At 63.0% G+C, this 25,011-nt stretch carries 25 protein-coding genes and 1 riboswitch; of the genes, 21 read left to right on the forward strand and 4 right to left on the reverse strand.

Translation table 11 applies throughout. The annotated features are described in order from the left end of the window. Positions 1-134 precede the first annotated feature (134 nt). The 17 genes from AB5Y80_RS01310 (at position 135) to AB5Y80_RS01390 (ending at position 16,351) form a co-directional block, all read left to right on the forward strand. On the forward strand, positions 135-1,421 hold the full coding sequence (locus AB5Y80_RS01310; RefSeq protein ID WP_368172432.1) for a diguanylate cyclase: 1,287 nt from the start codon (positions 135-137) through the stop codon (positions 1,419-1,421). Positions 1,422-1,489: 68 nt separating this feature from the next. Then, positions 1,490-1,900: a VOC family protein gene (locus AB5Y80_RS01315; protein ID WP_010673470.1), complete on the forward strand. Its 411-nt coding sequence runs from the start codon at positions 1,490-1,492 to the stop codon at positions 1,898-1,900. A 102-nt stretch (positions 1,901-2,002) separates the two neighbouring features. Further along, positions 2,003-2,692, forward strand: coding sequence for a phosphate regulon transcriptional regulator PhoB (gene phoB / locus AB5Y80_RS01320; protein WP_010673471.1), 690 nt, complete (start codon positions 2,003-2,005; stop codon positions 2,690-2,692). A 72-nt stretch (positions 2,693-2,764) separates the two neighbouring features. Further along, the gene (phoR, locus tag AB5Y80_RS01325) at positions 2,765-4,060 is read left to right on the forward strand and encodes a phosphate regulon sensor histidine kinase PhoR (protein WP_368172433.1); all 1,296 of its coding nucleotides are present in this window, start codon (positions 2,765-2,767) and stop codon (positions 4,058-4,060) included. 273 nt (positions 4,061-4,333) lie between these two features. Continuing rightward, a complete protein-coding gene (locus tag AB5Y80_RS01330; protein WP_039039286.1) occupies positions 4,334-5,308 on the forward strand; it encodes a PstS family phosphate ABC transporter substrate-binding protein in 975 nt (324 codons plus the stop codon). A gap of 152 nt (positions 5,309-5,460) precedes the next feature. Next, positions 5,461-6,276 (forward strand): M48 family metallopeptidase, encoded by an 816-nt coding sequence (locus AB5Y80_RS01335; RefSeq protein ID WP_010673474.1) that lies wholly within the window; start codon positions 5,461-5,463, stop codon positions 6,274-6,276. Continuing rightward, on the forward strand, positions 6,264-6,770 hold the full coding sequence (locus AB5Y80_RS01340; protein ID WP_201894446.1) for a GNAT family N-acetyltransferase: 507 nt from the start codon (positions 6,264-6,266) through the stop codon (positions 6,768-6,770). The genes AB5Y80_RS01335 and AB5Y80_RS01340 overlap by 13 nt, the downstream gene beginning before the upstream one ends. Before the next feature lie 109 nt (positions 6,771-6,879). After that, positions 6,880-7,782, forward strand: a complete 903-nt coding sequence (locus tag AB5Y80_RS01345; RefSeq protein ID WP_045523530.1) for an ROK family protein — start codon at positions 6,880-6,882, stop codon at positions 7,780-7,782. A 41-nt stretch (positions 7,783-7,823) separates the two neighbouring features. After that, complete coding sequence (locus AB5Y80_RS01350) at positions 7,824-8,549, forward strand: copper homeostasis protein CutC (protein ID WP_049636301.1); 726 nt, start codon at positions 7,824-7,826, stop codon at positions 8,547-8,549. A gap of 191 nt (positions 8,550-8,740) precedes the next feature. Beyond that, complete coding sequence (locus AB5Y80_RS01355) at positions 8,741-9,352, forward strand: FKBP-type peptidyl-prolyl cis-trans isomerase (RefSeq protein ID WP_010673478.1); 612 nt, start codon at positions 8,741-8,743, stop codon at positions 9,350-9,352. Positions 9,353-9,489: 137 nt separating this feature from the next. Continuing rightward, a complete protein-coding gene (locus AB5Y80_RS01360) occupies positions 9,490-10,371 on the forward strand; it encodes an ABC transporter ATP-binding protein (protein ID WP_045523520.1) in 882 nt (293 codons plus the stop codon). A gap of 79 nt (positions 10,372-10,450) precedes the next feature. Continuing rightward, positions 10,451-11,464 (forward strand): ABC transporter permease, encoded by a 1,014-nt coding sequence (locus tag AB5Y80_RS01365; RefSeq protein WP_104451726.1) that lies wholly within the window; start codon positions 10,451-10,453, stop codon positions 11,462-11,464. Further along, positions 11,449-11,760: a DUF2845 domain-containing protein gene (locus tag AB5Y80_RS01370; RefSeq protein ID WP_182935988.1), complete on the forward strand. Its 312-nt coding sequence runs from the start codon at positions 11,449-11,451 to the stop codon at positions 11,758-11,760. Before AB5Y80_RS01365 ends, AB5Y80_RS01370 begins: the two co-directional genes overlap by 16 nt. Positions 11,761-12,220: 460 nt before the next feature. Further along, positions 12,221-13,240 carry an amino acid ABC transporter substrate-binding protein gene (locus tag AB5Y80_RS01375; protein ID WP_042015020.1) on the forward strand — a complete coding sequence of 340 codons (1,020 nt, stop codon included), beginning with the start codon at positions 12,221-12,223 and terminating at the stop codon, positions 13,238-13,240. 62 nt (positions 13,241-13,302) lie between these two features. Beyond that, positions 13,303-14,490, forward strand: a complete 1,188-nt coding sequence (locus AB5Y80_RS01380) for an amino acid ABC transporter permease (RefSeq protein ID WP_225159791.1) — start codon at positions 13,303-13,305, stop codon at positions 14,488-14,490. 9 nt (positions 14,491-14,499) lie between these two features. Beyond that, positions 14,500-15,594 carry an amino acid ABC transporter permease gene (locus AB5Y80_RS01385; RefSeq protein ID WP_010673484.1) on the forward strand — a complete coding sequence of 365 codons (1,095 nt, stop codon included), beginning with the start codon at positions 14,500-14,502 and terminating at the stop codon, positions 15,592-15,594. 13 nt (positions 15,595-15,607) lie between these two features. Further along, a complete protein-coding gene (locus AB5Y80_RS01390; RefSeq protein WP_010673485.1) occupies positions 15,608-16,351 on the forward strand; it encodes an amino acid ABC transporter ATP-binding protein in 744 nt (247 codons plus the stop codon). A 95-nt stretch (positions 16,352-16,446) separates the two neighbouring features. Here the strand turns inward: AB5Y80_RS01390 and AB5Y80_RS01395 are convergent, their stop codons facing one another. Next, entirely contained in the window at positions 16,447-16,662 is a 216-nt protein-coding gene (locus tag AB5Y80_RS01395; protein WP_010673486.1) for a DUF1107 family protein, read from the reverse strand. A gap of 177 nt (positions 16,663-16,839) precedes the next feature. Between AB5Y80_RS01395 and yfcD the strand changes: the two genes are divergently transcribed. The 3 genes from yfcD to AB5Y80_RS01410 all read left to right on the forward strand — a co-directional run bounded on the left by yfcD (position 16,840) and on the right by AB5Y80_RS01410 (position 19,046). Next, complete coding sequence (gene yfcD / locus AB5Y80_RS01400; protein ID WP_102948786.1) at positions 16,840-17,370, forward strand: NUDIX hydrolase YfcD; 531 nt, start codon at positions 16,840-16,842, stop codon at positions 17,368-17,370. Positions 17,371-17,482: 112 nt separating this feature from the next. After that, a complete protein-coding gene (locus AB5Y80_RS01405; RefSeq protein ID WP_368172434.1) occupies positions 17,483-17,953 on the forward strand; it encodes a peroxiredoxin in 471 nt (156 codons plus the stop codon). 124 nt (positions 17,954-18,077) lie between these two features. Then, positions 18,078-19,046: a calcium/sodium antiporter gene (locus AB5Y80_RS01410; protein ID WP_368172435.1), complete on the forward strand. Its 969-nt coding sequence runs from the start codon at positions 18,078-18,080 to the stop codon at positions 19,044-19,046. Positions 19,047-19,111: 65 nt separating this feature from the next. Here AB5Y80_RS01410 and AB5Y80_RS01415 read toward each other — a convergent pair whose 3' ends face one another. Further along, a complete protein-coding gene (locus tag AB5Y80_RS01415; protein ID WP_010673490.1) occupies positions 19,112-20,260 on the reverse strand; it encodes a type III PLP-dependent enzyme in 1,149 nt (382 codons plus the stop codon). 506 nt (positions 20,261-20,766) lie between these two features. Further along, positions 20,767-20,877, forward strand: a riboswitch (glycine riboswitch). A gap of 264 nt (positions 20,878-21,141) precedes the next feature. On the opposite strand from AB5Y80_RS01415, the gene AB5Y80_RS01420 reads away from it, so the two are divergent. Continuing rightward, positions 21,142-22,518: an alanine/glycine:cation symporter family protein gene (locus tag AB5Y80_RS01420; RefSeq protein ID WP_368172436.1), complete on the forward strand. Its 1,377-nt coding sequence runs from the start codon at positions 21,142-21,144 to the stop codon at positions 22,516-22,518. 201 nt (positions 22,519-22,719) lie between these two features. Here AB5Y80_RS01420 and AB5Y80_RS01425 read toward each other — a convergent pair whose 3' ends face one another. Beyond that, a complete protein-coding gene (locus AB5Y80_RS01425; RefSeq protein WP_368172437.1) occupies positions 22,720-23,433 on the reverse strand; it encodes a protein ligase in 714 nt (237 codons plus the stop codon). 100 nt (positions 23,434-23,533) lie between these two features. Then, positions 23,534-24,931 (reverse strand): nucleobase:cation symporter-2 family protein, encoded by a 1,398-nt coding sequence (locus AB5Y80_RS01430; protein WP_368172438.1) that lies wholly within the window; start codon positions 24,929-24,931, stop codon positions 23,534-23,536. Positions 24,932-25,011: the final 80 nt, after the last annotated feature.

The following is a 25,011-nucleotide window of genomic DNA, read 5'->3' on the forward strand; positions in this document are numbered from 1 at the left end:
CCCCATGGGGCCCGTGCCGGCTAGTCGGCACCCGTCTGCGCCCGGTGCGGCGCGTGTAATAACCTTGGATCTGGATCAGCGCGGTCCGGCGCTTCAAGGTGTAGGGTAAAAGCCCTTTTTCAGGTGTGATGCCGATGATCCCTTCCTATTCCCGCATGACGACGCTGTTGTTCTGGTGCCTGCTGGCGGCGAGCCTGCTGGCCATGGTGTTATTCGAATTCGGACCCGAGCGGCGGCTCGACATCCTGAGCCAGGCCGGTTTGTCCGTGCGTGCCCAGGATGACAGGGCCCACAAGGGCTCCTCCGTCGCCACCCTGAGTCAGGGGGGCGACAGACCCGCCATCCAGTGCGCCCTGCGAAGCCAATATGCCTATCCTTTCTGCGAGCTGGTTTTGACCCTTACCGACCCCGAGCGGGGGCTGGATCTCTCCGGCTTCACCGGGGTGCGGGTGAGGCTGGATGTAGAAGGGCAGGGGGTACAGGCCTGGCGCCTTTATCTGCGCAACTACGATCCCGTCTACTCGACGCGGGAAGACGAGAGTTCCCACAAGTTCAACGAAGTGCTCTTCACCGCCAGGGATTTTGGTCGTGAGCAGGATGTCCCCCTGAACGTCTTCGCCCCCAGCTCCTGGTGGGTGCAGCAGTACGACATTCCGCTGGTCCAGCAGGGGCCGGATCTGCACCATGTCTACGCCATCGAGATCGCCTCCGATGACAAGATGTTGCCGGGGGAGTACCGGTTGCGGCTCGAGCGGCTGGAGTTCTATGGCCGCTGGTGCAAGCCGGGGGACTTCTATCGCTATCTGCTGCTGGGGTGGCTTGTCTACGGCGTGCTGCTCTTCCTGGTCCAGAATCTGATGTTCGGTGATCGGCTGCGCAAGGCCAGGGAGGCGCGCCTCGCGGCTGAAGCCCTGAGTGCGAGCCTGTGCGAGCAGAACCGGCGTACCGAGGAGGAGGCCCGTTACGATCCCCTGACCGGGGCCCTCAATCGGCTCGGCGGCGAAAAGCTGCTCGGGGAGCTCGGCGAGATGCCGCTCTCCTTCATCTATATCGACATCGATCACTTCAAGGGGGTCAACGACGGTCACGGCCACCCGGTGGGGGACGAGGTGCTCAAGCACATGGTGAGCGAGCTGCTGCGCCATTGCGACAGCCTGTGCCGACTGGTGCGCTGGGGCGGGGAGGAGTTCGTGCTGGTCTGCCTCCATTACGACGAGGGACGGGCCGCCGCCCTGGCGGAGCGGCTGAGAGGGGCGCTGGAGGGGTACAGGCACTGGCCGCTGGGGCTCAGGATCACCGCCTCCTTCGGGGTGGCCGAGCGGCGCAAGGATAGCCTGGAGCAGGCCCTCAAGCGGGCCGACGAGGCGCTCTATCAGGCCAAGCAGAATGGTCGCAACCGGGTGGAGGTGGCGCCCGACTGATCCGGCGCTGGAGCCCATGGCCGGGCGGGGCTATCATGCGCCCCATCATTTATCCGAGGAGAGATGCCATGGCACAACACATTGGCGCCCTGACGCTGCTGGTGGCGGATTACGACGAGGCCATCGCCTTCTTCACCCGGGGAATGGGCTTCGAGCTATTGGAAGACACCCCCCTCGACGAGCCCGGCAAACCGGGCAAACGCTGGGTGCGGGTCGCTCCCAAGGGGGCTCCCGGCTCCGCCCTGCTGCTGGCTCGCGCGGCCAACGAGGAGCAGCGCGCCGCCATCGGTCGCCAGGGGGGCGGTCGGGTTTTCCTGTTCCTCGAGACAGACGACTTCTGGGGCGATTACGAGCGGATGCAGGCCTATGGCGTTCATTTTTGTGAACAGCCGCGCCTCGAACCTTACGGTACCGTGGTGGTGTTCGAGGACATCAGTGGCAATCGCTGGGACCTGCTGCAACTCGCTGCTGCCAACTGAATCTGAAAACGTTTATCATCCCGCCCGTCATAAAGTCATAAAAGTGTCACAGAAAGTTCTAATAATTGGCGCACCCATCTTCACAGAGGAGAGAGAAGGGATATGGCTAAGCGAATTCTGGTGGTCGAGGACGAGGCACCGATCCGCGAAATGCTCTGCTTCGTGCTTGAGCAGAAGGGATATGAAACAGTAGAAGCAGAAGATTACGCCGATGGACTGGCAAAGGTGCGCGAACCCTACCCCGAACTCATCGTGCTGGACTGGATGATGCCAGGTGGCAGCGGTATCCAGTTCCTCAAGCAGCTCAAGCAGGATGAGATGACTCGCCAGATCCCGGTGGTGATGCTGACCGCCCGGGGCGAGGAAGAGGACAAGGTGCGCGGGCTCGAGGCCGGTGCCGACGACTACATCACCAAACCCTTCTCCCCCAAGGAGCTCACCGCCCGCCTGCACGCCGTGATGCGCCGCGTCTCTCCCACCTCGGTGGACGAGGTGATCGAGGTGCAGGGGCTCAAGCTGGATCCTGTTTCCCACCGGGTCAGTGCCGAGGAGAAGGCCCTCGACATGGGGCCGACCGAATTCAAGCTGCTGCACTTCTTCATGACCCACCCCGAGCGGGTCTACAGCCGCGAGCAGTTGCTCAACAACGTCTGGGGTACCAACGTGTATGTCGAGGACAGAACCGTGGACGTGCACATTCGCCGCCTGCGCAAGGCCATCGAAGAGACGGGGCACGACAGATTGATCCAGACGGTGCGCGGGGCCGGCTACCGCTTCTCGACCCGTCTCTAGGTCAGGGCCAGTGCCGCCAGCCCCTGCCGGCGGGCATTGGACCCGGCTCTTTGCTGTCTCTAGGAGATCTTAATGTTGCAACCTTACGCCTGGCGGCGACAGTTGTGGCGAATGGCGTTCTTCTACAGCCCCTTCGTCTTGGTAGGTTGGTTAATCGATCATCTCGTTCTCTGCCTGCTGGTGGCCACTCTGGTGCACCTGGTCTGGCACTACCGCTTCCAGAAGCGGCTGTCGGACTGGCTGTGGCACGATCGCAGCCTGGTGCCGCCCCACGGCAGCGGCAGTTGGGAGCACATCTTCAACGGCATCTACAAGTTGCAGCAGCGTCACCGGGCCCGGCGCCGGGAGCTGGCGGGCCTCATCCGCCGCTTTCGGGAAGGGGCGGAGGCGCTGCCCGATGCGGCCGTGGTGTTTCGCACCGACGGCAGCATCCTCTGGTGCAACCGGCTGGCGGAGCAACTGCTCGGCTTTCGCTGGCCCGAGGATGCCGGCCAGCACATCGGCAACCTGATCCGTCACCCCGCCTTCGTCGCCTATCTGGGCAAGGGGCAGTATGACGAGCCGTTCGAGATGCACTCCCCCATCAACGAGGAGAAGTTCCTCGAATTTCGCATCATGCCCTATGCGGAGGACCAGGCCATGCTGGTGGTGCGGGACGTCACCCGGCTGCGCAGCCTGGAGAAGACGCGCAAGCACTTCGTCTCCAACGTCTCTCACGAGCTGCGCACCCCCCTCACCGTGCTCAAGGGCTATCTGGAGATGACCGAGGAGCCGCCGCCCCCCGCCATGTGGGCCAAGGCGCACAAGGTGATGATGGAGCAGACGATCCGCATGGACAATCTGGTCAACCAGCTGCTCACCCTGTCGCGCATCGAGGCGGCGCCCACCGTGGATCTCTCCCATCTGGTGGACATGCCCGCCATGTTGGGGCTGCTGGAGCAGGAAGCGCGGGCGCTCTCCGGCGAGCGGGCCCACGAGATCGTCTTCATGGTTCAGCCCAATCTGCTGGTGCGCGGGGATCAGGATCAACTGCGCAGCGCCGTCTCCAACCTGGTCTACAACGCCATCCACTACACCCCGGCGGGGCGCAAGATCACTGTGGAGTGGCGCAAGCAGGGGAGCATGGCGCTGTTTGCGGTGCAGGATGAGGGGGAGGGGATCCCTCCCGAGCATCTGGCGCGGCTCACCGAGCGGTTCTATCGGGTCGACAAGGCCCGCTCGCGCCACACCGGAGGGTCCGGGCTCGGCCTTGCCATCGTCAAGCATGCCCTGAGTCATCACGATGCCCATCTCGATATCGAGAGCCGGGTCGGTGCGGGCAGCCGCTTCAGCTTTCTCATTCCCGCCCGTATGGTGCTGGTGAAATAATATTTTGTGTCAATGTGTTAGCAACGATAGAAGGGCTGCATCGCAGCCCTTATTTCATCCGGGCCACTCTCGGCCCATGTCATCAAAGTGTCATATAAATTCCATAAATTTGTCACTGCCAGGCCAGATACTGGCGCCGTCTTAAAGAACGGACCTTCTGTAACACTGGAGAAGGAGTGGTGCTGGCCCACGGATCATTGCGATCGGGTGTCAACCACGTTTAGACGTCAACCTGACGATTGCCTTCTGCAACCTTGGACTTGGAGAGATTGGATGAAACTCAACAAACTGGCTGGTGTCATCGGATTCACCGCAGCAACCCTGTTTTCTGTCAGCGCTCTGGCTGCCGGTGTGGATAAAGACCTGCCGGAATACACACCGACCAGCGGCATCTCGGGCAACCTGTCCTCTGTCGGCTCGGACACCCTGGCCAACATGATGACCCTGTGGGCCGAAGAATTTAAGCGCATGTATCCCAACGTCAACGTGCAGATCCAGGCCGCCGGTTCTTCCACCGCACCGACTGCCCTGACCGAGGGCGTCGCCCAGTTTGGCCCCATGAGCCGCGCCATGAAGGCCGGTGAAGAGGAGGCATTCGAGAAGCGCTACGGCTACAAGCCGACCGCCATCCGCGTCGCCGTCGATGCCCTGGCCGTGTTCGTCAACAAGGACAACCCCATCAAGGGGCTGACCATGTCGCAGATCGACGCCATCTTCTCCAGCACCCTCAAGTGCGGCGAAGCCAAGGCGGCCACCAAGTGGTCTGATCTGGGTCTGGACGGCAGCTGGTCCGGCAAGGATCTGCAACTGTTCGGTCGCAACTCCGTGTCCGGTACCTACGGTTACTTCAAGGAACACGCCCTGTGCAACGGTGACTTCAAGAGCGGCGTGAACGAGCAGCCGGGCTCCGCCTCCGTGGTACAGTCCGTCTCCTCCTCCCTGAACGGCATCGGCTACTCCGGTATCGGCTACGTCACCTCCGGGGTGCGCGCCGTTCCGCTCTCCAAGGATGGCAAGACCTTCATCGAGGCGAGCTCCGACAACGCCATCACCGGCAAGTACCCGCTGTCGCGCTTCCTGTACGTCTACGTGAACAAGCATCCGAACAAGCCGCTCTCCCCGATGGAGCAGGAGTTTGTGAAGATGATGCTCTCCAAGGCGGGCCAGACCATCGTTGCCAAGGACGGCTATGTGCCGGTCCCGGCCAAGGTGGTTCAGGCCGACCTGAAGAAGCTGGGCATCATGTAACAGAACATGCCCTTGCAGAAAAACGAGCCCCATGCGGGCTCGTTTTCATTGGTGCGCTTCAGGATCTTTTTGGTCGCAGGGCGCAGCGCCCGGCTTGCGCCGGGCGGCGGCATTTCCGAGAATAGGGCAACTTCACGGCAAAGGACCCTCTCATGCGCGCATCTTCCCTCTCCAGACTGGCCCTGACGGCCTTGTGCAGCGCCCTGCTGGCCGGCTGCGCCCAGTCGCCGACCGGTCGCAACCAGATGCTGCTCTTCTCCCCCCAGCAGATGAACCAGCTGGGGGCCGACTCCTTCACCCAGATGAAGCAGCAGGAGAAGGTGAGCACGGATGCCAGGATGAATGCCTATGTGGGCTGCGTGGCCAAGGCGGTGACCGCCCAGGTGCCTGCCAGCTATGGCATCACCAGCTGGGAGGTGGTGGTGTTCGACTCCAAGGAGATCAACGCCTTCGCCCTGCCCGGCGGCAAGATAGGCGTGTACAGCGGCCTGCTGAAAGTCGCCAAGAATCAGGACCAGCTCGCCACCGTCATCGGTCACGAGCTGACCCACGTGCTGGCCCAGCACTCCAACGAGCGCCTCTCCCGGGATCAGCTGACCGGTATCGGGCTGGCGGTGGCGGACGCCGCCATCGGCAGCAGCGACAGCCTCGGGGGCGCTGCCACCATGGCCGCTCTGGGCCTCGGGGTCCAGGTGGGGATAGCCCTGCCTTATGGCAGAACCCAGGAGAGCGAGGCGGACCGGCTCGGTCTCGAGCTGATGGCCCGCGCCGGGTTCAACCCTGCCGAAGCCGTCACCCTGTGGCAGAACATGAGCGCCGCCTCCGGTGGCAAGGCACCGCCCCAGCTGCTCTCCACCCACCCCAGCGACCAGAGCCGGATCGCCAACCTGCAGGCCCAGCAGGCCGAAGTGCAGCCCCTGTACCAGCAGGCGAAAGCATCAGGGCTGGTACCCCAGTGCAAGGCGTAAGCCTGCGCCTGGCGCGTCCCGCCGATGCCGCCGCCATGACGGTGATGCAGCGGGCGAGCTGGCTGGCAGCCTACGGGGAGGTGCTGGGGGCCGACATGCTGACCCAGCTGGCGGTGACCGACCACCTGCAGATCTGGCGACACCGCCTCGCCGAGCCCGGCCCCGTTCCCATGCTGGTCTGCCAGGACGACGTGGTCATCGGCCTGCTCTACTGGCAGCCCTCTTTGGAGGAAGGCTTGATGACGGCGCGGATCCGGGCGCTCTACCTTCATCCCGATCACTGGCGTCAGGGTCATGGCAAACGGCTGTGGCAGGCGGTGGCGGTGCAGATGCGCCGGGCCGGTTGCGAGTGCGTCAGGCTCTGGCTGCTGGATGGCAATCACATCGGCGAGGGATTCTACCTGCGCCGCGGCTTCATGTTCGACGGTCAGGAGCGCACCCTGATGAGCCTCGGACAACCTTGCCAACAGCGACAAATGTTCCGTTTGCTTTGAGCTGGCTCCCGTTTTTCGCCCTCGGTCACTTTATTTTTTTTGCGAATTAATACAATGTGCCCCATCTGGACAGACTGAGGTGGCCGGGTCCACCACAAGGGAGTGTGGCATGTACTACGGATTTGACATTGGCGGCACCAAGATAGCGTTCGCTGTGTATGACGGCGCCTTGAATCTCTGTCACGAGGAGCGCATGAGCACTCCCGGCAATGATTACGAAGGGTTGCAGCAGCTGATCCGCGAGCGGGTCGAGGCGGCGGATGCGCGCTTCGGGGTGAAAGGGGCCGTCGGCATCGGGTTTCCGGGGATCCTCAATCGCCTCGACGGGAGCATAGTGGCGGCCAACCTGCCCGCCATCCATGGCCGCCATCTGGGGGCGGATCTGGCCGAGCTGCTGGGCCGACCGGTCAAGGTCGACAATGACGCCAACTGTTTCCTCTGGTCGGAAGTGCATCAGGGGGCCGCAGACGGTGCTGGCAGCGCCCTCGGCGTCACCATAGGCACCGGCATCGGCGGCGCCGTCTATCTGGCGGGCAAGCTCATCCAGGGGCGCAACTGGCTGGCGGGGGAGATAGGTCACTACCCGCTGCCCGCCACCATCCTGATGAAATACCCGGATTTGCCCCGTCCTCGCTGTGGCTGCGGGCGCCTGGTCTGTTTCGAAACCTATGCGTCGGGTACGGGCCTGGAGCGGCTATACCACCATGTTCATGGGGAACGGGTGAGCGGCCACCAGATCGTCGCCCGTGCCGATGCCCGTGAGGCGGCGGCCCTCTCGACCATCGACTGCTGGCTCGAGATCATCGCCGCCGGCCTCGCCACCGCCATCTCGGTGATTGATCCCGATGTGGTGGTGCTGGGGGGCGGCCTGAGCGCCCTGCCAGCCCTCTATGAGGAGTTGCCCAAACGTCTGCCCGGCCACCTGCTGCCCGGTGTCGCCCTGCCGGCGATCCGCGAGGCCCGCTTCGGTGGAGCCGGCGGTGTGCGCGGTGCAGCCCTGCTCAATCTGTGAGATCGGACAGAGGGTCTGATCTCCCCGAACAAGGAGTCATCATGACCCGTCTTGAAATCTGTATCGACAACCTCGAATCCCTGTTCACCGCCCAGGCGGCCGGCGCCGATCGCATCGAGCTCTGCTCTGCGCTGGGGCTGGGTGGCCTCACTCCCTCCTATGGCTTTATGCAGCTGGCTGCCCGCCACGCCACTGTGCCGGTGTACGCCATGATCCGTCCACGCGCCGGAGATTTTTGCTTCAACGACGGCGAGTTCGAGATGATGCTCTTGGATATCGCGGCCGCTCGTGCCGCCGGCCTGCAAGGGGTGGTGGTCGGTCTGCTGGATGAAGATGGACGGGTACCCGAAGGCAAGCTCCGGCAACTGGTCGAGGCGGCGGGGCCGCTCGGCGTCACCTTCCACCGGGCCATCGATCTCTCCTCCGACTGGCGGCTGGATCTCGAGACGATCGTCGCGGCGGGTTGCGAGCGCATTCTGAGCTCCGGCCATGCGCCGACCGCGCTGGCGGGGCTCGAAACCTTGCAAGCCATGCACCAGGCGCTGGCGGGACGGGCCAGCCTGATGCCGGGGGCCGGGGTCAACGCCGACAACGTGCGCACCATCATCGAATTCACCGGCGTCAATGAAGTGCACATGTCCGGCATGGGTTGGCGCGGCGGCATGGTGCCCCATGGTGTGAACATGGGCACCTCGGACGATGGCCGGGTCAACATCACCGACGGCGCCAAGGTCGCGGCGGTGCGGGCACTGCTGGACAAGGCCTGATGCAGACCGTGCGGCGCCATGGTGCTCTGTTTTGCTCCCTTCTCCCCTTGCGGGAGAAGGGGCGGGGATGAGGGGGCCGATGTGAGGCTTCTCCCACCGGCGGTCAATTGAGGGGCGTCTTGGCAGCACGGTGCAAAAAAGTCTGTTATCATCCCGTCTCTTTTACCATCAGGACCCGGAGCAACCTCTCAATGTCCCAATACGACTCTATCGAACAGAAGGCCAGCTACGGCATCGGCCGCAACATGGGCGACCAACTGGCTCAGCAAGCCTTCGCCGGTCTGGATATCCCGGCCCTGCAACAAGGTCTGGCAGATGCCCTGAACGGCCTGGAGTTCGCGGTCAGCCGTGACGATATCAACGATGCCTTCCAGGTGATCACCGCCCGCATGCAGGAAGAGCAGGAAGCTGCCGCCAAGGCCGCTGCCGCCGAAGGCGAAGCCTTCCTGGCCGACAACGCCAAGCGCGCCGAAGTGAAGACCACCGACTCCGGTCTGCAATATGAAGTCATGGTCGAAGGCAATGGCGCCGTGCCGGTTGCCGGTCAGTCCGTGCGCGTGCACTACCACGGTACCTTCACCCACGGTGGCGTGTTCGACAGCTCAGTTGCGCGCGGCCAACCGGCCGAGTTCCCGGTGACCGGCGTGATCGCCGGTTGGGTGGAAGCGCTGCAGATGATGCCGGTTGGCTCCAAGTGGAAGCTCTACATTCCGCAGGATCTGGCCTACGGTGCCCGTGGCGCCGGCTCCATCCCGCCGTACTCCGCTCTGGTATTCGAAGTGGAGCTGCTGGACATCCTGTGATCCGGCTGGCGTGATGCAAACGGCGACCCTGAGGTCGCCGTTTGTTTTTGGACCGCCCAAACGGGCCATGTGCCTTCGGCGGGGATTTGGATATAGTCAGAGCGTCGTCCATTCCGGCCATGTGAGGGAGACACGCCATGGCAGCCATCATCGAGGTCGTCGATCTCGTCAAGCACTTCCCCGGTGTCAAGGCGGTGGACGGGCTCAGCTTTGCCATTCCCGCCGGCAGTTGTTTCGGCCTGCTCGGCCCGAACGGGGCGGGCAAGACCACGACCATCGAGCTGCTGGAGGGGATCCTCACTCCGGACAGCGGCCGGATCCTGTTTCACGGCGCCCCGCGCGGCCCGGATTATCGCTCCCGCATCGGCATCCAGTTCCAGCACACGGCGCTACAGGATTTCCTGACGGTGCGCGATACCCTGCGCCTGTTCGCCAGCCTCTACCCCAATCCCTTGCCACGGGAGCTGCTCATCGATCTGTGCGCCTTGGGCGAGTTCATCGACAGGGACAGTCGCAAGCTCTCGGGGGGCCAGCGTCAGCGCCTGCTGCTGGCTCTGGCCCTGCTCGGGGATCCCGAACTGCTGTTTCTGGATGAGCCCACTACAGGACTGGATCCCCAGGCGCGCCACCACTTCTGGCAGCGAATAGAGGCGATCAAGGCCCAGGGCAAGACGGTGGTGCTCACCACCCACTACATGGACGAAGCGCAGCAACTGTGCGATTTGATTGCCATCGTCGATCACGGCCACCTGCTCAGTCTGGATACGCCGGCGGCCTTGCTGGCGCAACACTTCGACGGCGTGCTGGTGCGCCTTGGGGGGCACCCGGCCCTGGCTGGGCTCGGCTATCCCCTGCGTCCGGTAGGCGATCAGGTGGAGCTCTGTTGCCCCGACGTGGCGACCCTGCTGCCAGCCTTGCTGGATCTTGGTGTGCCGCTCACCGGCATGCAGGTGCGCTCCCCCAATCTGGAAGATCTCTTCCTGAACCTGACCGGCCACAGCCTGCGGAGCGGCGCATGAGAGGGATGACCGAGTTCTGTCTGACCGTGGCCTCCGGGCTGCGGTACGCCTTGCCGACATCCAATCCCGGGAGTGGACGATGAAGGGATCCCTCAAGCGCATCGGGGCGCTCTTCTATGCCCGCACCCTCGAGTTCGTGCGCGATCGCGCGGCCCTGGTGTGGAACCTGCTTTTCCCGCTCCTGCTGGTCATCGGCTTCTCCCTCATCTTCTCCGGCCCGCCAAAACCGCTGGTACAGATCGGGGTGGTGGGGGAACTGCCCGCAACCTATGCCCCGCTGCGCGCCGTGCCGCTGCTCAAGATCATCCCCTATGACGAGGCGTCGAGAGGTCAGCTCAAGGTCCGTCACCATCAGCTGGACCTGCTGCTCTCACCCGCCGGGGGGCGTTACTGGATAAACCCGGACGCTCCTCAGGGGGCCATGGCCGAGTATCTGCTGCGCCAGGCGGTGCAGGTGCCCTTGCAAAGAGAGACCCTGAGCGGGCGCGCCATCCGCTACGGCGACTGGCTGCTGCCCGGGGTGATCGGCATGAACCTGATGTTCTCCGGCCTGTTCGGGGTCGGGTTTGTCATCGTGCGTTATCGCAAGAACGGGGTGCTGAAACGGCTGCGAGCCACGCCGCTCGGCGCGCTGGAGTTTCTCTTCGCCCAGTTGCTGTCACGGGTGCTGATCACCCTGGTGGTGAGCCTGCTGGTCTTCTGCGCGGCCTACTGGCTGCTGGATGTGCCCCTCATCGGGTCGGGGTGGCTGCTGCTGGTGATCGCCCTGGCGGGAGGAACGGCCATGGCCTCCCTTGGCCTGCTCATCGCGGCTCGCCTGCAGAACGAGGAGCTGGCGAGCGGTTTGCTCAATCTCATCAGCTTGCCCATGATGTTTTTATCCGGTGTCTGGTTCTCGCTGGAAGGCGCGCCCGCCTGGCTGCAGCAGCTTGCGGCCAGGCTGCCCCTCAGCCAGATCATCGAAGCAGCCCGCGCCGTGATGCTGGAAGGGGCGGGATGGCAGGAGGTGGCAGGCCCTCTGGGTCAGGTCATGGTGTTCGCCCTGGTGTGCATCTCGCTGGGCGCCATGCTGTTCAAATGGAGTGCAAAATGAAACCTGTTCTGTGGTTGTTGCTGGTGGCGGTCTTGCCTGTGCAGGCAGGTACCCTGCGTTGCAAGAACGCCTTGCTGACCGAGGGAGACACCACGGCAGAGCTGCTGGTTCGCTGTGGCCAGCCGATGCTCAAGGAAGATCTCACCCGCTTCGAGGAGAACGGCTTCGGGGCGAGAGTGACGGTCAAATATGCCGAGCGCTGGACCTACAACTTCGGCAAGCGGGAATTCATGCAGTTTGTCACCGTCGAAAACGGCGTCATCACCGACATTGCGGATGGTCCACGGGGAGGATGACCTCCTGGTTTTCTGAAGCCCCGTGTGCGGGAGATGAGGTCGCCATTTCCCCGCCTTTTATCTCCTGTTTATTTGCTTTTCCCTGCCTGTTATTGCCATTTTTCCATATGGGGTCATGCTGCCTCACTCTGGTGCTTTTGGTATAAAACCGAATCTGATGAGTCAGTTGTCAGCAGAAATGGCTGCCCCAATGCGGTGCAGCCGATTTATTTTCGAAAAATAATCCTCATGCCAAGAAGGGTTTTAAGCAGCAGGCTATTTTGCAAATAAGGGTCTACTTTTGATTCTGAGAGTGCATATTCCCCCGTTCAGATATTTTGTTCTGTTGCACCATGGTTGGGCCGGATTGCACCGATTGACAGGTTTTTCTGCGGCTGGATAAGCTGCCAAAAAGCAGGGAAACGATGGCATCTCGCTAGATTTTGATGCCTGTTTGAATCAAACCACAGGGAAGAGTGACATGAAGCAGATACACAAGGCAGGTATGGTGATGGCGCTGTCGCTGATGGCAGCCAATGCGTGGGCGGACGGTACGCTGGATGCCGTCAAGAAGAAGGGATTCGTGCAGTGCGGGGTCGGTGACGGCCTGCCCGGGTTCTCCAACCCGGATGCCAAGGGAACCTGGACCGGGCTCGACGTGGACGTGTGCCGCGCCGTGGCCGCCGCCGTGCTGGGGGATGCCGGCAAGGTCAAGTATGTCTCCCTCACCGCCAAGGAGCGCTTTACCGCCCTGCAGTCCGGGGAGGTGGATCTGCTCTCGCGCAACACCACCTGGACCCTGACCCGGGATGGGTCGCTGGGCCTCACGTTCGCCGGGGTGAACTACTACGACGGGCAGGGGTTCCTGGTCAAGCAGTCCCTCGGGGTAAAGAGCGCCAAGGAGCTTGACGGTGCCGCCGTCTGTATCCAGTCCGGTACCACTACCGAGCTCAACCTGGCCGACTATTTCCGCGCCAATGGCGGCATGAAGTACACCCCAGTGGTGTTCGATACCTCGGATCAGACCGTCAAGGGCTTCGAAGCTGGCCGCTGTGACGTGCTGACCTCGGATCAGTCCCAGCTCTATGCCCTCAAGATCAAGCTCACCAAGCCAGAGGAAGCCGTGGTGCTGCCGGAGGTCATCTCCAAGGAGCCGCTGGGCCCAGCCGTGCGTCAGGGTGACGATCAGTGGTTCAAGGTGGTGCGCTGGAGCCTCAACGCCATGCTCAATGCCGAGGAGGCCGGGGTCACCTCTGCCAACGTGGACGAGATGCTCAAGTCCACCAACCCTGACATCCGTCGCCTGCTGGGGCTGGAAGAGCCCAAAGGGACTGTGCTGGGGCTGGATGACAAATGGGCCTACAACATCGTCAAACAGGTCGGCAACTACGGTGAATCCTTCGATCGCAACGTCGGTGCCGGCTCCCCCCTCAAGATTGATCGCGGCATCAATGCCCTCTGGAACAAGGGCGGTCTGATGTACGCGCCACCCATCCGCTGAGTCGACAGTCACCGGGGGGCCTGGCCCCCCATGTTATCCCTGGCTTTGTCGGAGTCATCCTCATGGCGTTACACGCATCAAACCATAGGAAAGAACAGGGCCGCTGGTGGTATGACGCCAAGGTGCGGGCGCTGTTCTTCCAGTGCCTGGCCATCGCGGCGGTTATCGGGTTTCTGTTCTACATCGTCAACAATGCCCTGACCAATCTGGCCACCCGTGGTATTACCACAGGCTTTGATTTTCTGGGCAACACGGCCGGTTTCGGCATCTTGCAGAGCCTCATCCCCTACGACGAGACCTATACCTTCGGTCGCACCTTCGTGGTGGGCCTGCTCAACACCCTGCTGGTCTCCGTGCTCGGCATCCTGTTTGCCACCCTGCTCGGGTTCGCACTCGGGGTCGCGCGCCTGTCGCGCAACTGGCTGGTGGCCAAGATAGCGGCCGTCTACATAGAGACGTTTCGCAACATCCCGCTGCTGCTGCAGATCTTCTTCTGGTACTTCTCGGTGCTGCGTACCCTGCCTTCCCCGCGTCAGAGCGTGGATATAGGCGGGCTCGCCTTCCTCAACGTGCGGGGCTTCTATCTGCCCAAGCCCCTGTTCGAAGAGGGATTCGGCTACGTGCTCTGGGCACTGGTGCTGGCGGTGCTGCTGAGCTGGGGGCTGGGCCGCTGGGCTCGCCGCCGTCAGGCCCTGACCGGCAGGATCTTCCCGTTCTGGCGCTGTGTGGCCGCCCTGGTCATGCTGCTCCCGGGGATCACCTTCCTGCTGGCGGGCAGCCCGCTTAGCTGGAGCGTGCCTGCGCTGCAAGGGTTCAACTTCCGGGGGGGGCTGACGGTGCTGCCGGAGCTCGCGGCCCTCTTGCTGGCGCTCACCATCTATACGGCGGCCTTCATCGCCGAGATAGTGCGATCCGGCATCCTGGCCATCAGCAAGGGTCAGACTGAGGCGGCTTCCGCCCTCGGGCTCTCGCCCACCAAGACGCTGCGGCTGGTGATCATTCCCCAGGCCATGCGGGTCATCATTCCTCCCTTGACCAGCCAGTATCTGAACCTCACCAAGAACTCCTCCCTGGCGACCGCCATCGGCTATCCGGATCTGGTCTCGGTGTTCATGGGGACGACTCTCAACCAGACAGGGCAGGCCATCGAGGTCATCGCCATGACCATGGGGGTCTATCTCGTCATCAGTATCACCACCTCGGTGCTGATGAACATCTACAACCGCAGAATGACGCTGGTTGAGCGCTAGGGAGCTGTCATGTTCGTGAATGAATTGCAGGAGGCGCTGCCGCCTCCCAACCACCGTCGGGGGCCGCTCGCCTGGATCAGGCAGAACCTTTTCCCCAACTGGTGGAACGGCCTGCTGACCCTGGTGCTGGCTTATCTGTTGCTGCCACTCATCTGGTCTGCACTGGACTGGGCGCTGTTCTCGGCCACCTGGCAGGGGAGCAGTCGCGAGGCCTGCGTCCAGGGCGGTGCCTGCTGGATCTTCATCGAGAGCCGGCTGGGGCAGTATCTCTACGGCTTCTACCCGGCTGATCAGTACTGGCGCATCAACCTGACCTTCGCCGGTCTGGCGGCGCTGCTGGCCTTGCTCATCTGGCCAAAGACCCCGCGCAAGGGGTGGCTGGCGCTCTTCACCCTGCTGGTGTTCCCTGTCATCGCCTTCTTCCTCATCCATGGGGGAGCGGGGCTGGAGGTGGTGGAAACGAACCGCTGGGGCGGGCTGATGCTCACCCTGGTGCTGGCGGTGGTGGGCATAGTGGTAGCACTGCCGTTCGGCATCCTGCTGGCACTGGGGCGTCGCTCCCACATGCCGGTCATCTCCAGCCTCTGTACCGTCTACATCGAGTTCTGGCGGGCGGTGCCGCTCATTACTGTGCTCTTCATGGCGTCCGTCATGCTGCCACTGTTCATGAGTACCGAGGTGGAGCTCGACAAGCTGCTGCGGGCGCTCATCGGCATCATCCTGTTCCAGGCGGCCTACGTGGCCGAGGTGGTGAGAGGGGGGCTGCAGGCGATCCCCAAGGGGCAATATGAGGCGGGGGATGCCCTCGGGCTCTCCTACTGGAAGGTGATGGGCCTCATCATCATGCCCCAGGCCCTCAAGATCACCATTCCTTCCCTGGTGAACACCTTTATTTCCCTGTTCAAGGACACCAGCCTGGTGCTGATCATCGGGCTGTTCGATCTGCTGGCCATCTCCAAGGTGGCCCTGGCGGATCCGGCCTGGCTGGGGTATTCCACCGAAGCTTATGTCTTTATCGCCATGATCTTCTGGATGTTCTGTTTTGGCATGTCCCGCTACTCCATCTATCTGGAGCGCAAACTCAACACGGGTCACAAGCATTAGGAGTCGTTCTGATATGAAAACGGACGCAGTTGTCGAACTGAAAGAGGTCAACAAGTGGTACGGTGAGTTTCACGTGCTGCGCAACATCAACCTGCAGGTGGGCAGAGGGGAGAAGATCGTCATCTGCGGGCCATCGGGGTCTGGCAAGTCCACCATGATCCGCTGCATCAACCGGCTGGAAGAGCACCAGAGCGGGGACATCCTGGTCAAGGGCACGGCCCTGACCTCGGATCTCAAGAACATCGAGACGGTGCGCCGGGAGGTGGGCATGGTGTTCCAGCACTTCAACCTCTTCCCCCATCTGACCGTGCTGGAGAACTGTTGCCTTGCGCCCATCTGGGTCAAGCAGTTGCCGCGCAAGGAGGCCGAGGAGATCGCCATGAACTTCCTGCGCCGGGTGCGGATCCCCGAACAGGCGCTCAAGTATCCGGGGCAGCTCTCCGGTGGCCAGCAGCAGCGGGTCGCCATCGCCCGCAGTCTGTGCATGAATCCCCAGGTCATGCTGTTTGACGAGCCGACGTCTGCGTTGGATCCCGAGATGGTGCGGGAGGTGCTGGATGTGATGGTGGAGCTGGCCCACGAGGGGATGACCATGCTCTGCGTCACCCACGAGATGGGGTTTGCCAAGCAGGTGGCGGACAGGGTGATCTTCATGGACCGGGGGCAAATCATCGAAGAGAACGTGCCGGATCAGTTCTTTGACAACCCCCAGTCCGATCGGACCAAGCTCTTCCTCTCCCAGATCCTGCAGCACTGAGGCAGGGCACAACCTTCAGAAAAACAGCCCGCACGCTCGAATGAGCGGCGGGCAAATGTGTACATGGAAGTCGACGACAGACAGAAAGGAGTATGTCAGCCCGGCAACAGGGTGGTGGTGCGCAGATCGCGCACGGCCAGGTTGATCTGCCGGGCCAGGCTCAGCGCCTGATGACAGCTCAACGGCTTCACATCGATGATCCCCCCTTGAAACTCAAACCGCCCCAGTGCTTCAACCATGAAACTTCCATGATGGAAGCTCTTGATATAGCGAGCAATTCGACGGGGAGACCACTGCTTGAACACCTTCATGGCAAGAGACCCTGTTGTTTGGACAGGGCACACTATGCCGACGGACCGTGACACTGATGTGACACTTGATAAAGATTTGTATGAATCTGTCTTGTGATCGGCTGGCGTGCAGCTCCGGCGTTGAAAAAGTAGTGAGAGTCCGGGTCCGGGGCCCGATATACTGCGGCCATTGCAGACATGACAAAGGTGCCGCACGTGGAGTGGGTGGACATAGTAGACGAGCAGGACAGGGTGATCGGGGTGGCCGAGCGCGCCAGGGTGCGTCAGGAAAACCTGCGTCATCGTGCCAGCTACATCCTGGTGCTGGATGAGGGTGAGCGCATCCTGGTGCAGCGGCGCACCCCGAGCAAGGATTTTTGCCCCGGCATGCTGGATGCCTGCGCCGGTGGCGTGGTGACCACGGGGGAGGCCATGGCCCTTTCCGCCCGGCGGGAGCTGGCCGAGGAGCTGGGGATCCGCGACGTGCCCCTGCAGGATTACGGCACCTTCTATGCCGAAGGGGAGGCGAGCGGCAGCCGCTACCGGGTCTGGGGCGGCCTGTTCAGCTGTCACTATCAGGGGCCGCTGCAACTGCAGGCCGAAGAGGTGAGCGAGGTGCACTGGATGAGCCTGGGCGAGATAGCCGATCGGGCGGACGAGTTCACGCCCGACTCCCTGCTCGCCATCGCCACCTGGCAGGCAAGGCGCCTGCCATCAGGCCAGAAATAGGGGCGACAGGCGTTCGCTCCCCGATCGCTTGGTTGCTGCTCGATGGACCCCTTCGCCTTCTGGTGGAATGGGGTAGACTGGGCCTCTTTGAACCACAGAAGGATGCGTCATCATGATCACGGTCGGTCAATCCCTGCCCGCAGGGGAATTTACCTTTATCACCGCCGAGGGCAAGCAGGTGAAGGATACCCAGGCCCTGTTTGCCGACAAGCGGGTGGTGCTCTTTGCGGTGCCCGGCGCTTTCACCCCCACCTGCTCCAACGCTCACCTGCCGGGCTACGTGGTGCTGGCCGATCAGTTCAAGGCCAAGGGGGTGGAACTGTGCTGTCTGTCGGTCAACGACGCCTTCGTGATGAAGGCGTGGCAAGAGGCCCAAAACGCCTCTGCCATCACCATGATGGCGGACGGTGACGGCAGCTGGACCCGGGCACTGGGTCTGGCCAAGGAGACCGGCGCCTTCGGCGGCGTGCGGGCCCAGCGTTTTGCCCTCATCGCCAACGACGGTGTGGTGGAGCGGCTCTTCGTGGAGGAGCCGGGCAAGTTCGAGGTGTCGGATGCCCAGAGCCTGCTGGCGGCGCTGTGAAAGATTAATCGGTGTTTGATTACACCTTGAAATAGCAAGCGGCCCCGTTACACTGAGGCCGCGTTTGGATGGAGCCAGGCAACTTGCCTGGCTCTCGTGTTTGCCGTGGATGAGATAGAACAATATGACCCTGGCTTTTGTTGCCCTGATTGCCGGACTGGCGTTGCTGGTCTGGAGTGCCGACAAGTTCGTGGACGGCGCCGCCGCCACCGCCCGTTACGCCGGTATGCCGCCGCTGCTGATCGGCATGGTGATCATCGGTTTTGGTACCTCGGCCCCCGAGATGGTGGTCTCCGCGCTGGCGGCCTCCCAGGGCAATCCCGGGCTCGCGCTCGGCAATGCCTATGGTTCCAACATCACCAATATTGCCCTGATCCTGGGTCTGACCGCCCTGATCAGCCCCATCGCCGTCGCCTCCCAGGTGGTGCGCAAGGAGATCCCCATCCTGCTCGGCATCACCCTGCTCTCCGGCGCCCTGCTCATCGATGGCAATCTGGGCCGGATGGATGCCGCCATTCTGGGGGCCGTGTTCGCAGTGCTGATGGGCTGGTCCATCTGGGCCGGCATGAACGGCAAGGGGGATGCGCTGGATACGGATACCGAGGAGGACATCGTCTCCGAGGGTATGTCTCTCAAGAGCGCCATCCTCTGGCTCATCGTCGGCCTGGTGCTGCTGATCGGGGCTTCCCGTCTGCTGGTGTGGGGGGCGGTGACCATCGCCCAGGGCTTTGGCATCAGCGATCTGGTGATTGGCCTGACCATAGTCGCGGTGGGGACCTCCCTGCCGGAGCTGGCATCGTCCCTCATCGCCATTCGCAAGAACGAGCACGATCTGGCCCTTGGCAACGTGCTGGGTTCCAACCTGTTCAACACCCTGTCCGTGGTGGGCATCGCCGCCGGCATCCACCCGCTCGAGGTGGCGCCCGAAGTGCTTTCCCGCGACTGGAGCATCATGATGGGGCTGACCCTGTTGCTGCTGGTGATGTGTCTGGGCCGCAAGGGGCAGGGGCGCATCAACCGGCTGGAGGGGGGCGTGCTGCTCGCCTGCTTCGTCGCCTACACCGGCTGGCTGCTGACCAGCCAGTTCATCTAGTCTGACGATGAAATGAAAGAGGGGACGCCGCGGCGTCCCCTCTTTTTTGTGCGCGGGGCCGGGTCTCAGGCCACGGCAACCAGCTTCTGCTTCTGGGCGCTGTCCAGAATCAGGATGCTCGCCTTGGGGAAGAAGTTGAAGGTGGAGGCGGAGGCCCAGGTGTAGGCCCCCATCACCCGACCCACCACCAGCTCGCCGATCTCGAGATCCGGCAGCATGATGCTGTCGCGGATGACGTCCACGCTGTCGCAGGTAGGGCCGGAGAGCACCGCATTGTGCAGTTCGCCGTGGGCATAGGGCGTGCTCACCGGGTAGGTGACGTGGTCGTAGAGCTGGCCGTTGTAGCTGCCGTAGAGACCGTCATCCAGGTAGTACCAGATCTTGTCGCCGCGATGGGCCTTGCCCATCACGCTGGAAACCGAGGTCATGGCCGGCGCGCTGATGAAGCGGCCCGGCTCGGCAATCTTCTGCACCGTGGCGGGCAGCTTGGCCAGGGCTTCGCGGATCGGGGCGCAGAAACCGTCGATGTCGAACTCGCCGCCGTCATAGTCCACCGGGAAGCCGCCGCCGATGTCCAGTACCCAGGGCTTGAGCCCGAGCTCCCAGGCCTGCTCCATGATCTCGCGGCAGGCGTCGATGGCCTGCACGTGGCGACGGGCGTGGGGCACCTGGGAGCCGACGTGGAACGACAGCCCCATCACCTTGATCCCCTTGGCCTGGGCCAGTTGCAGCAACGGCAATGCCTGCTCCGGGGTGCAGCCGAACTTCTTGGAAAGATCGACCTTGGTCTCGGGGTTCGGGAAGCTGACCCGCAGCAGCAGTTTCACCTCGTCCTTGTAGGGCAGGAACTTTTCCAGCTCCAGCGGGTTGTCATAGACAAACACGGTGCAGCCGAATTCCAGGGCATAACGGATGTCGCTGTCACGCTTGATGGGATGGGTATGGATGCAGCGTCCCGGGCGAACCCCTTGGCTGCGCACCAGATCCACTTCGCCATTGGTGGCCAGATCGAAACAGGCCCCCTCTTCCTTCAAGACAGAGACCACCGCCTCGTGGGGCAGGGGCTTGAGTGCATAATGCAAGCGCACATCGGGCAGGGCGGCCGCCAGGGCCCGATACTGTTTGCGGACGGCTGCCTTGTCGAGCAGCAGCAGGGGGGAGCCGAATTGTTCAACCAACTGACGGTAATCTTGTGCGACCAGGGTCTCGTTCATTCTCTTTTGATAGTCCTTAGGGGGCGTGATATGCCCAAGCCATATGCGATTGAACCGGCGACGGCCGGCTCAGGCGAGCGGTCCGGAGGGACCCACCAGGCACATTGCATAACTCCCTTGCAAAGTGCTTAGTTATGCGCGGGATTATCGGCTTATTGAGTTTGTGTGCAAGCATTTTGATTGGATATGTCGGCAAGTTTTTCTGGTCGAGACGAAACAGGCTCTTGATACGGGGAGCGATCAGGGCCGTGATGGGGAGCACCCCCGAAGGGAGCTTGATAAGCTGTTGATAGTTAACGAACTAATAACATCAGGCCTGGGGGTTGCGGCCAGGTAAAAAGGGGGCGCCGGGGCCAGGGAGTGCGAGACAGCTCACATTTTTTGGATTACCATGCCCGCTTCCTGATCCAAACTAGTTCGGATGAAGGTAGCAGGAGAGCGATGGGCAACCATCCACCGAAGAAGTGAATCTTTCAGGTACCGGGCAACCGGTGTGGACTGCTACTGGACGATACTCTGGAGAGACCCGTTGAATCGGGCGCCGAAGGAGCAAGGCACCGTGATTGCATCGCAATCTGGCGCCGGAAACTCTCAGGCAAAAGGACAGAGGGGATGGGATGGTTGTACCTGAGCTTGAAACTGTTCACGGTCTGTCACGAGAGGTCGTCAGCAAGGTAAAGAGCAGCGCAGGAACCGGAGTGTATGTGAATACATGAGCCTCTCGGTCCCAGATAAGCGAGCTGCGCATAACCCTTGATCACGACCTCGCAGCAAGAGTGTGAACACGTTTTTGGCCCGCATCCGATCGCCTCTGGCCGATCGCGACACCTATGGGAAGATCATCCTTCTCCTCCTTAATCGTTGTTTTTTAAGGAGGATGCATGTCATCAATTCAATCGGCGCTCGCCGCCATCGATAGCTTTATCTGGGGTCCCCCCCTGCTGATCCTGCTGGTCGGGACCGGTATCTATCTCACTTGGCGATTGGGTCTGCTTCAGATCGTGCGTTTGCCGCTGGCCCTCAAGCTGGTCTTTGGCCGCGATCAGGGGCAGGGCAAGCAGGGGGATGTTTCCAGCTTTGGTGCCCTGTGCACCGCCCTCTCCGCCACCATCGGCACCGGCAACATCGTCGGTGTGGCCACCGCCATCAAGCTGGGGGGCCCCGGCGCCCTGTTCTGGATGTGGATGGCCGCCCTGTTCGGCATGGCCACCAAGTACGCCGAGTGCCTGCTGGCGGTGAAATATCGCCAGCAGGACGCCAACGGCCAGATGGCGGGTGGCCCCATGTACTATCTGGAGAAGGGGCTCGGCTCCAAGCCGCTCGCCAAGCTGTTTGCCCTGTTCGGCATCGGCGTCGCCTTCTTCGGCATCGGTACCTTCCCCCAGGTCAACGCCATCAGTGATGCCATGAGCCTCTCCTTCTCGGTACCCCGTGAAGTGACCGCCGTGGTGCTGACCCTGATCGTGGCGCTGGTGACCCTGGGGGGTATCCAGTCCATCTCCAGCGTGTCGAGCAAGGTGGTCCCCTTCATGGCCATCTTCTACATCGTCGCCTGTGCCGGGGTGCTGGTGAACAATGCAGGCGCCCTGCCCGATGCGGTCATGCTGGTGATCAGCAGCGCCTTCACCGGCCATGCGGCCACCGGCGGTTTCGTCGGCGCCGGCATCATGCTGGCGATCCAGTCCGGGGTGGCGCGCGGGGTCTTCTCCAACGAGTCGGGGCTGGGCTCGGCCCCCATCGCGGCGGCGGCGGCCAAGACCGATTCCTGCGTGGAGCAGGGGCTGGTCTCCATGACCGGCACCTTCATCGACACCCTCATCATCTGCACCATGACCGGCCTGACGCTGGTGGTGACCGGGGTGTGGAGCGGCGATGCAAGCGGTGCGGCCATGACCAGTCAGGCCTTTGCCCAGGGGCTGGATGCCCATGTGGGCCAGTATCTGGTGAGCATCGGCCTCCTGTTCTTCGCCTTTACCACCATCCTTGGCTGGAATTACTACGGCGAGCGCTGCACCGAGTACCTGTTCGGGGTGAAGGCGATCAAACCCTACCGCCTCATCTATCTGGTGCTGGTGGCGAGCGGTGCCTTCCTCCATCTGGACCTGATCTGGCTCTTGGCCGACATCGTCAACGGCCTGATGGCGGTGCCCAACCTCATCGGCCTCATCGGCCTGCGCCACGTGGTGATTGCCGAGACCCGCGCCTACTTCAGCCGGGACCGGGATACGGAATCCGAGCCCGAGCCGCAGACGGCCTGATGAGAAGCGGGCCTGCGGGAAGCCCTGTCACCTGGCCCCTGTCCATGGTGTCAACCGGGATCCGGGCTGGGATGGCAAAACCCGTGGCTTGATCCCGGATCTTCTGACAATATCTGTGCGAAATACGCAAAAGCCACGACGCTCATCGTGGCTTTTTTGCATTTTACGCAATGAATGGCAGCGCTTGTTGCCCCCAGGGGGTCAGGGGGAGGGAATATCTCCGGTGAGCCGCTGCGCCAGCGCTTCGCTCACCCGGCTCACCAGGGCCGCCTCCTCCCCCTGCCAGCCAATGGCGTGGGCCAGGGTGGTGGAGGTGCCCGGAGCAAAGCGCAGCTCGCCCCCGGCCAGTTCGTAGAAGCGGCTCGCCATCCGGGTGCCCTCGTCCACATCCCCCGCCACCAGCAGCATGGCCTGGGCCAGCACGGCGCCGTCGTGATCCCGGCCCGGCGCCAGCCAGCGCTGGGCGGTGCCGGTCACCTTGCGCCCCCCGATCACCAGGTTGTACTGGCCGTCGCAAAACGAGCCGGGCACGAAGTCGTAGCTGCCCGCAAGACCGTGTTCCTCCAGCAGGGCGAGCAGGGGCGCCCCCAGCAGCCAGTAGTAGTGGGCCAGATCCTGGGTGGTGCGGGGCAGCATGAGGGAGAGGTTGAGGATGCCGGCGCCGTGGGGCACGGCGGTGCCGCCGCTGTCGCGCACGAACACCGGCCAGCCCTCGGCGGCCAGCTGCTCGCAGGCGGCCTGGTAGCGGGGCAAACGGGTATCCTTGCGGGTGACGATGAGGCATTGGGGGCCCTGCCAGAGGAGGGCCCTGGGCTCGCCGTCACCGGCGCACTCCCGCAGCCAGCGCTGCTCCTCGGCCAGGATCTGGTCGGGTGTCTGGTGGGCGAGCGGCGGGGGCAGCAGGGTATAAGGCATGAAAGGCATCCTTTGGCAGAGGCTGCCAAGCACAGTACGCGTGGGGGCAAACAAGCTAAAGCCCCGCATGGCGGGGCTTTGGTGCAAGGATGGCGGAGTGTCAGGCCTGTGCGGCGGCGCGCCTGGGCAGCAGCAGATTGAGCAGGATGGCGGTGAGGCCGCCGGTGGCGACGCCGTAGGAGAGCACGCTCCTGGCCAGCTCCGGCAGGTGTTGCAGCACCTCGGGCACCTGGGCCACTCCGAGACCCATGGCGAGCGACACCGCCAGGATCATCAGGGCGCGGCGGTCCAGCTCCTCCCGGGAGATGATGCGCACCCCGGCGGCGGCGATGGTGCCGAACATGACGATGGTGGCGCCGCCGAGCACGGGTTCAGGTATTTGTTGCACCAGGCTCGCCACCGCCGGGAACAGGCCGAGCAGGGCCAGCATGGCGGCGATGAAGAGGCCGACGTGGCGGCTGGCCACCCCGGTCAGCTGGATGACACCGTTGTTCTGGGCGAAGGTGGACATGGGGAAGGTGGAGAAGACCGCCGCCAGCATGGAGTTGGCACCATCGGCCAGCACGCCCCCCTTGATCCGCGCCATGTAGACCGGCCCTTCCAGCGGCTCGCCGGAGATGTCGGAGGTGGCGGTCATGTCGCCGATGGCCTCCAGCGCCGTCACCACGAAGATGATGGCGAGCGGCACGAACAGCTGCCAGTCAAAGCCGAGTCCGTAGTGCAGCGGAACAGGGATCATCACCAGGGGGCCGTCGAAGGTGGGGGCTGCCACCTTGCCCAGCAGCAGCGCCACTGCATAGCCCGCCAGCATGGCGATCATGATGGCGGAGAGGCGCAGCCAGGGGTTGCGACTGCGCTGCATCAGCACGATGAGGCCGAGCACCAGCAGGGAGAGAAAGAGGTTGGTGTGGCTGGCGAAGCTGCCGTCCGCCAGGGCGCCGTAGCCGCCCCCCATGCTGATGAGCCCTACCTTGATGAGGGTCAGGCCGATGAGCAATACCACGATGCCGGTCACCAGCGGGGTGATGATCCGTTTGACCAGGTGCAGGAAGCGGCTCATGACGACGATGGTGAGGGCCGCTGCCAGCATGGTGCCGAACAGGGTGCCCAGCAGATCGTCGGTGGGCATGGCCGCCTGCTTGAGGGCGAGGCCGGAGGCGATGATGGGACCGAGGAAGTTGAAGCTGGTGCCCTGTACCGAGAGCAGGCCGGAACCGAGGGGGCCGAAACGGCGGGTCTGGATGAAGGAGGCGATGCCGGACATGACCAGGGACATGGAGACGATGTAGCGGGTGTCGTCGGCGGGGAGGCCGAGGGCATTGGCGATGATGAGGGGCGGGGTGATGATGGCGACAAACATGGCGAGCATATGCTGCAGGGCGGCGAACAGGGTCTGGGGCAGGGGGGGGACATCCTCGATGCCGTAGACCAGTTCGCTGTGGGCTCGCCTGGGGGGATGGGCCTCTCGGATGGCGCTTGGGGCGGCAGCCTGTTCCATAAATACCTCGAATGTGTGGGGGGAGGGGAGAAAATTGGGCGCTATTTTAGTGATTGGCATCGCGCTTTCCAGCGCTAATT

Source organism: Aeromonas sp. R2-1 (assembly GCF_040908425.1).
GTDB classification, from domain to species: domain Bacteria; phylum Pseudomonadota; class Gammaproteobacteria; order Enterobacterales; family Aeromonadaceae; genus Aeromonas; species Aeromonas caviae.

Coding starts and splice junctions, on each gene's coding strand:
- AB5Y80_RS01310 (WP_368172432.1), top strand. CDS start 135: ATGATCCCTTCCTATTCCCGCATGACGACGCTGTTGTTCTGGTGCCTG.
- AB5Y80_RS01315 (WP_010673470.1), top strand. CDS start 1,490: ATGGCACAACACATTGGCGCCCTGACGCTGCTGGTGGCGGATTACGAC.
- phoB (WP_010673471.1), top strand. CDS start 2,003: ATGGCTAAGCGAATTCTGGTGGTCGAGGACGAGGCACCGATCCGCGAA.
- phoR (WP_368172433.1), top strand. CDS start 2,765: ATGTTGCAACCTTACGCCTGGCGGCGACAGTTGTGGCGAATGGCGTTC.
- AB5Y80_RS01330 (WP_039039286.1), top strand. CDS start 4,334: ATGAAACTCAACAAACTGGCTGGTGTCATCGGATTCACCGCAGCAACC.
- AB5Y80_RS01335 (WP_010673474.1), top strand. CDS start 5,461: ATGCGCGCATCTTCCCTCTCCAGACTGGCCCTGACGGCCTTGTGCAGC.
- AB5Y80_RS01345 (WP_045523530.1), top strand. CDS start 6,880: ATGTACTACGGATTTGACATTGGCGGCACCAAGATAGCGTTCGCTGTG.
- AB5Y80_RS01350 (WP_049636301.1), top strand. CDS start 7,824: ATGACCCGTCTTGAAATCTGTATCGACAACCTCGAATCCCTGTTCACC.
- AB5Y80_RS01355 (WP_010673478.1), top strand. CDS start 8,741: ATGTCCCAATACGACTCTATCGAACAGAAGGCCAGCTACGGCATCGGC.
- AB5Y80_RS01360 (WP_045523520.1), top strand. CDS start 9,490: ATGGCAGCCATCATCGAGGTCGTCGATCTCGTCAAGCACTTCCCCGGT.
- AB5Y80_RS01365 (WP_104451726.1), top strand. CDS start 10,451: ATGAAGGGATCCCTCAAGCGCATCGGGGCGCTCTTCTATGCCCGCACC.
- AB5Y80_RS01370 (WP_182935988.1), top strand. CDS start 11,449: ATGGAGTGCAAAATGAAACCTGTTCTGTGGTTGTTGCTGGTGGCGGTC.
- AB5Y80_RS01375 (WP_042015020.1), top strand. CDS start 12,221: ATGAAGCAGATACACAAGGCAGGTATGGTGATGGCGCTGTCGCTGATG.
- AB5Y80_RS01380 (WP_225159791.1), top strand. CDS start 13,303: ATGGCGTTACACGCATCAAACCATAGGAAAGAACAGGGCCGCTGGTGG.
- AB5Y80_RS01385 (WP_010673484.1), top strand. CDS start 14,500: ATGTTCGTGAATGAATTGCAGGAGGCGCTGCCGCCTCCCAACCACCGT.
- AB5Y80_RS01390 (WP_010673485.1), top strand. CDS start 15,608: ATGAAAACGGACGCAGTTGTCGAACTGAAAGAGGTCAACAAGTGGTAC.
- AB5Y80_RS01395 (WP_010673486.1), bottom strand. CDS start 16,662: ATGAAGGTGTTCAAGCAGTGGTCTCCCCGTCGAATTGCTCGCTATATC.
- yfcD (WP_102948786.1), top strand. CDS start 16,840: ATGACAAAGGTGCCGCACGTGGAGTGGGTGGACATAGTAGACGAGCAG.
- AB5Y80_RS01405 (WP_368172434.1), top strand. CDS start 17,483: ATGATCACGGTCGGTCAATCCCTGCCCGCAGGGGAATTTACCTTTATC.
- AB5Y80_RS01410 (WP_368172435.1), top strand. CDS start 18,078: ATGACCCTGGCTTTTGTTGCCCTGATTGCCGGACTGGCGTTGCTGGTC.
- AB5Y80_RS01415 (WP_010673490.1), bottom strand. CDS start 20,260: ATGAACGAGACCCTGGTCGCACAAGATTACCGTCAGTTGGTTGAACAA.
- AB5Y80_RS01420 (WP_368172436.1), top strand. CDS start 21,142: ATGTCATCAATTCAATCGGCGCTCGCCGCCATCGATAGCTTTATCTGG.
- AB5Y80_RS01425 (WP_368172437.1), bottom strand. CDS start 23,433: ATGCCTTATACCCTGCTGCCCCCGCCGCTCGCCCACCAGACACCCGAC.
- AB5Y80_RS01430 (WP_368172438.1), bottom strand. CDS start 24,931: ATGGAACAGGCTGCCGCCCCAAGCGCCATCCGAGAGGCCCATCCCCCC.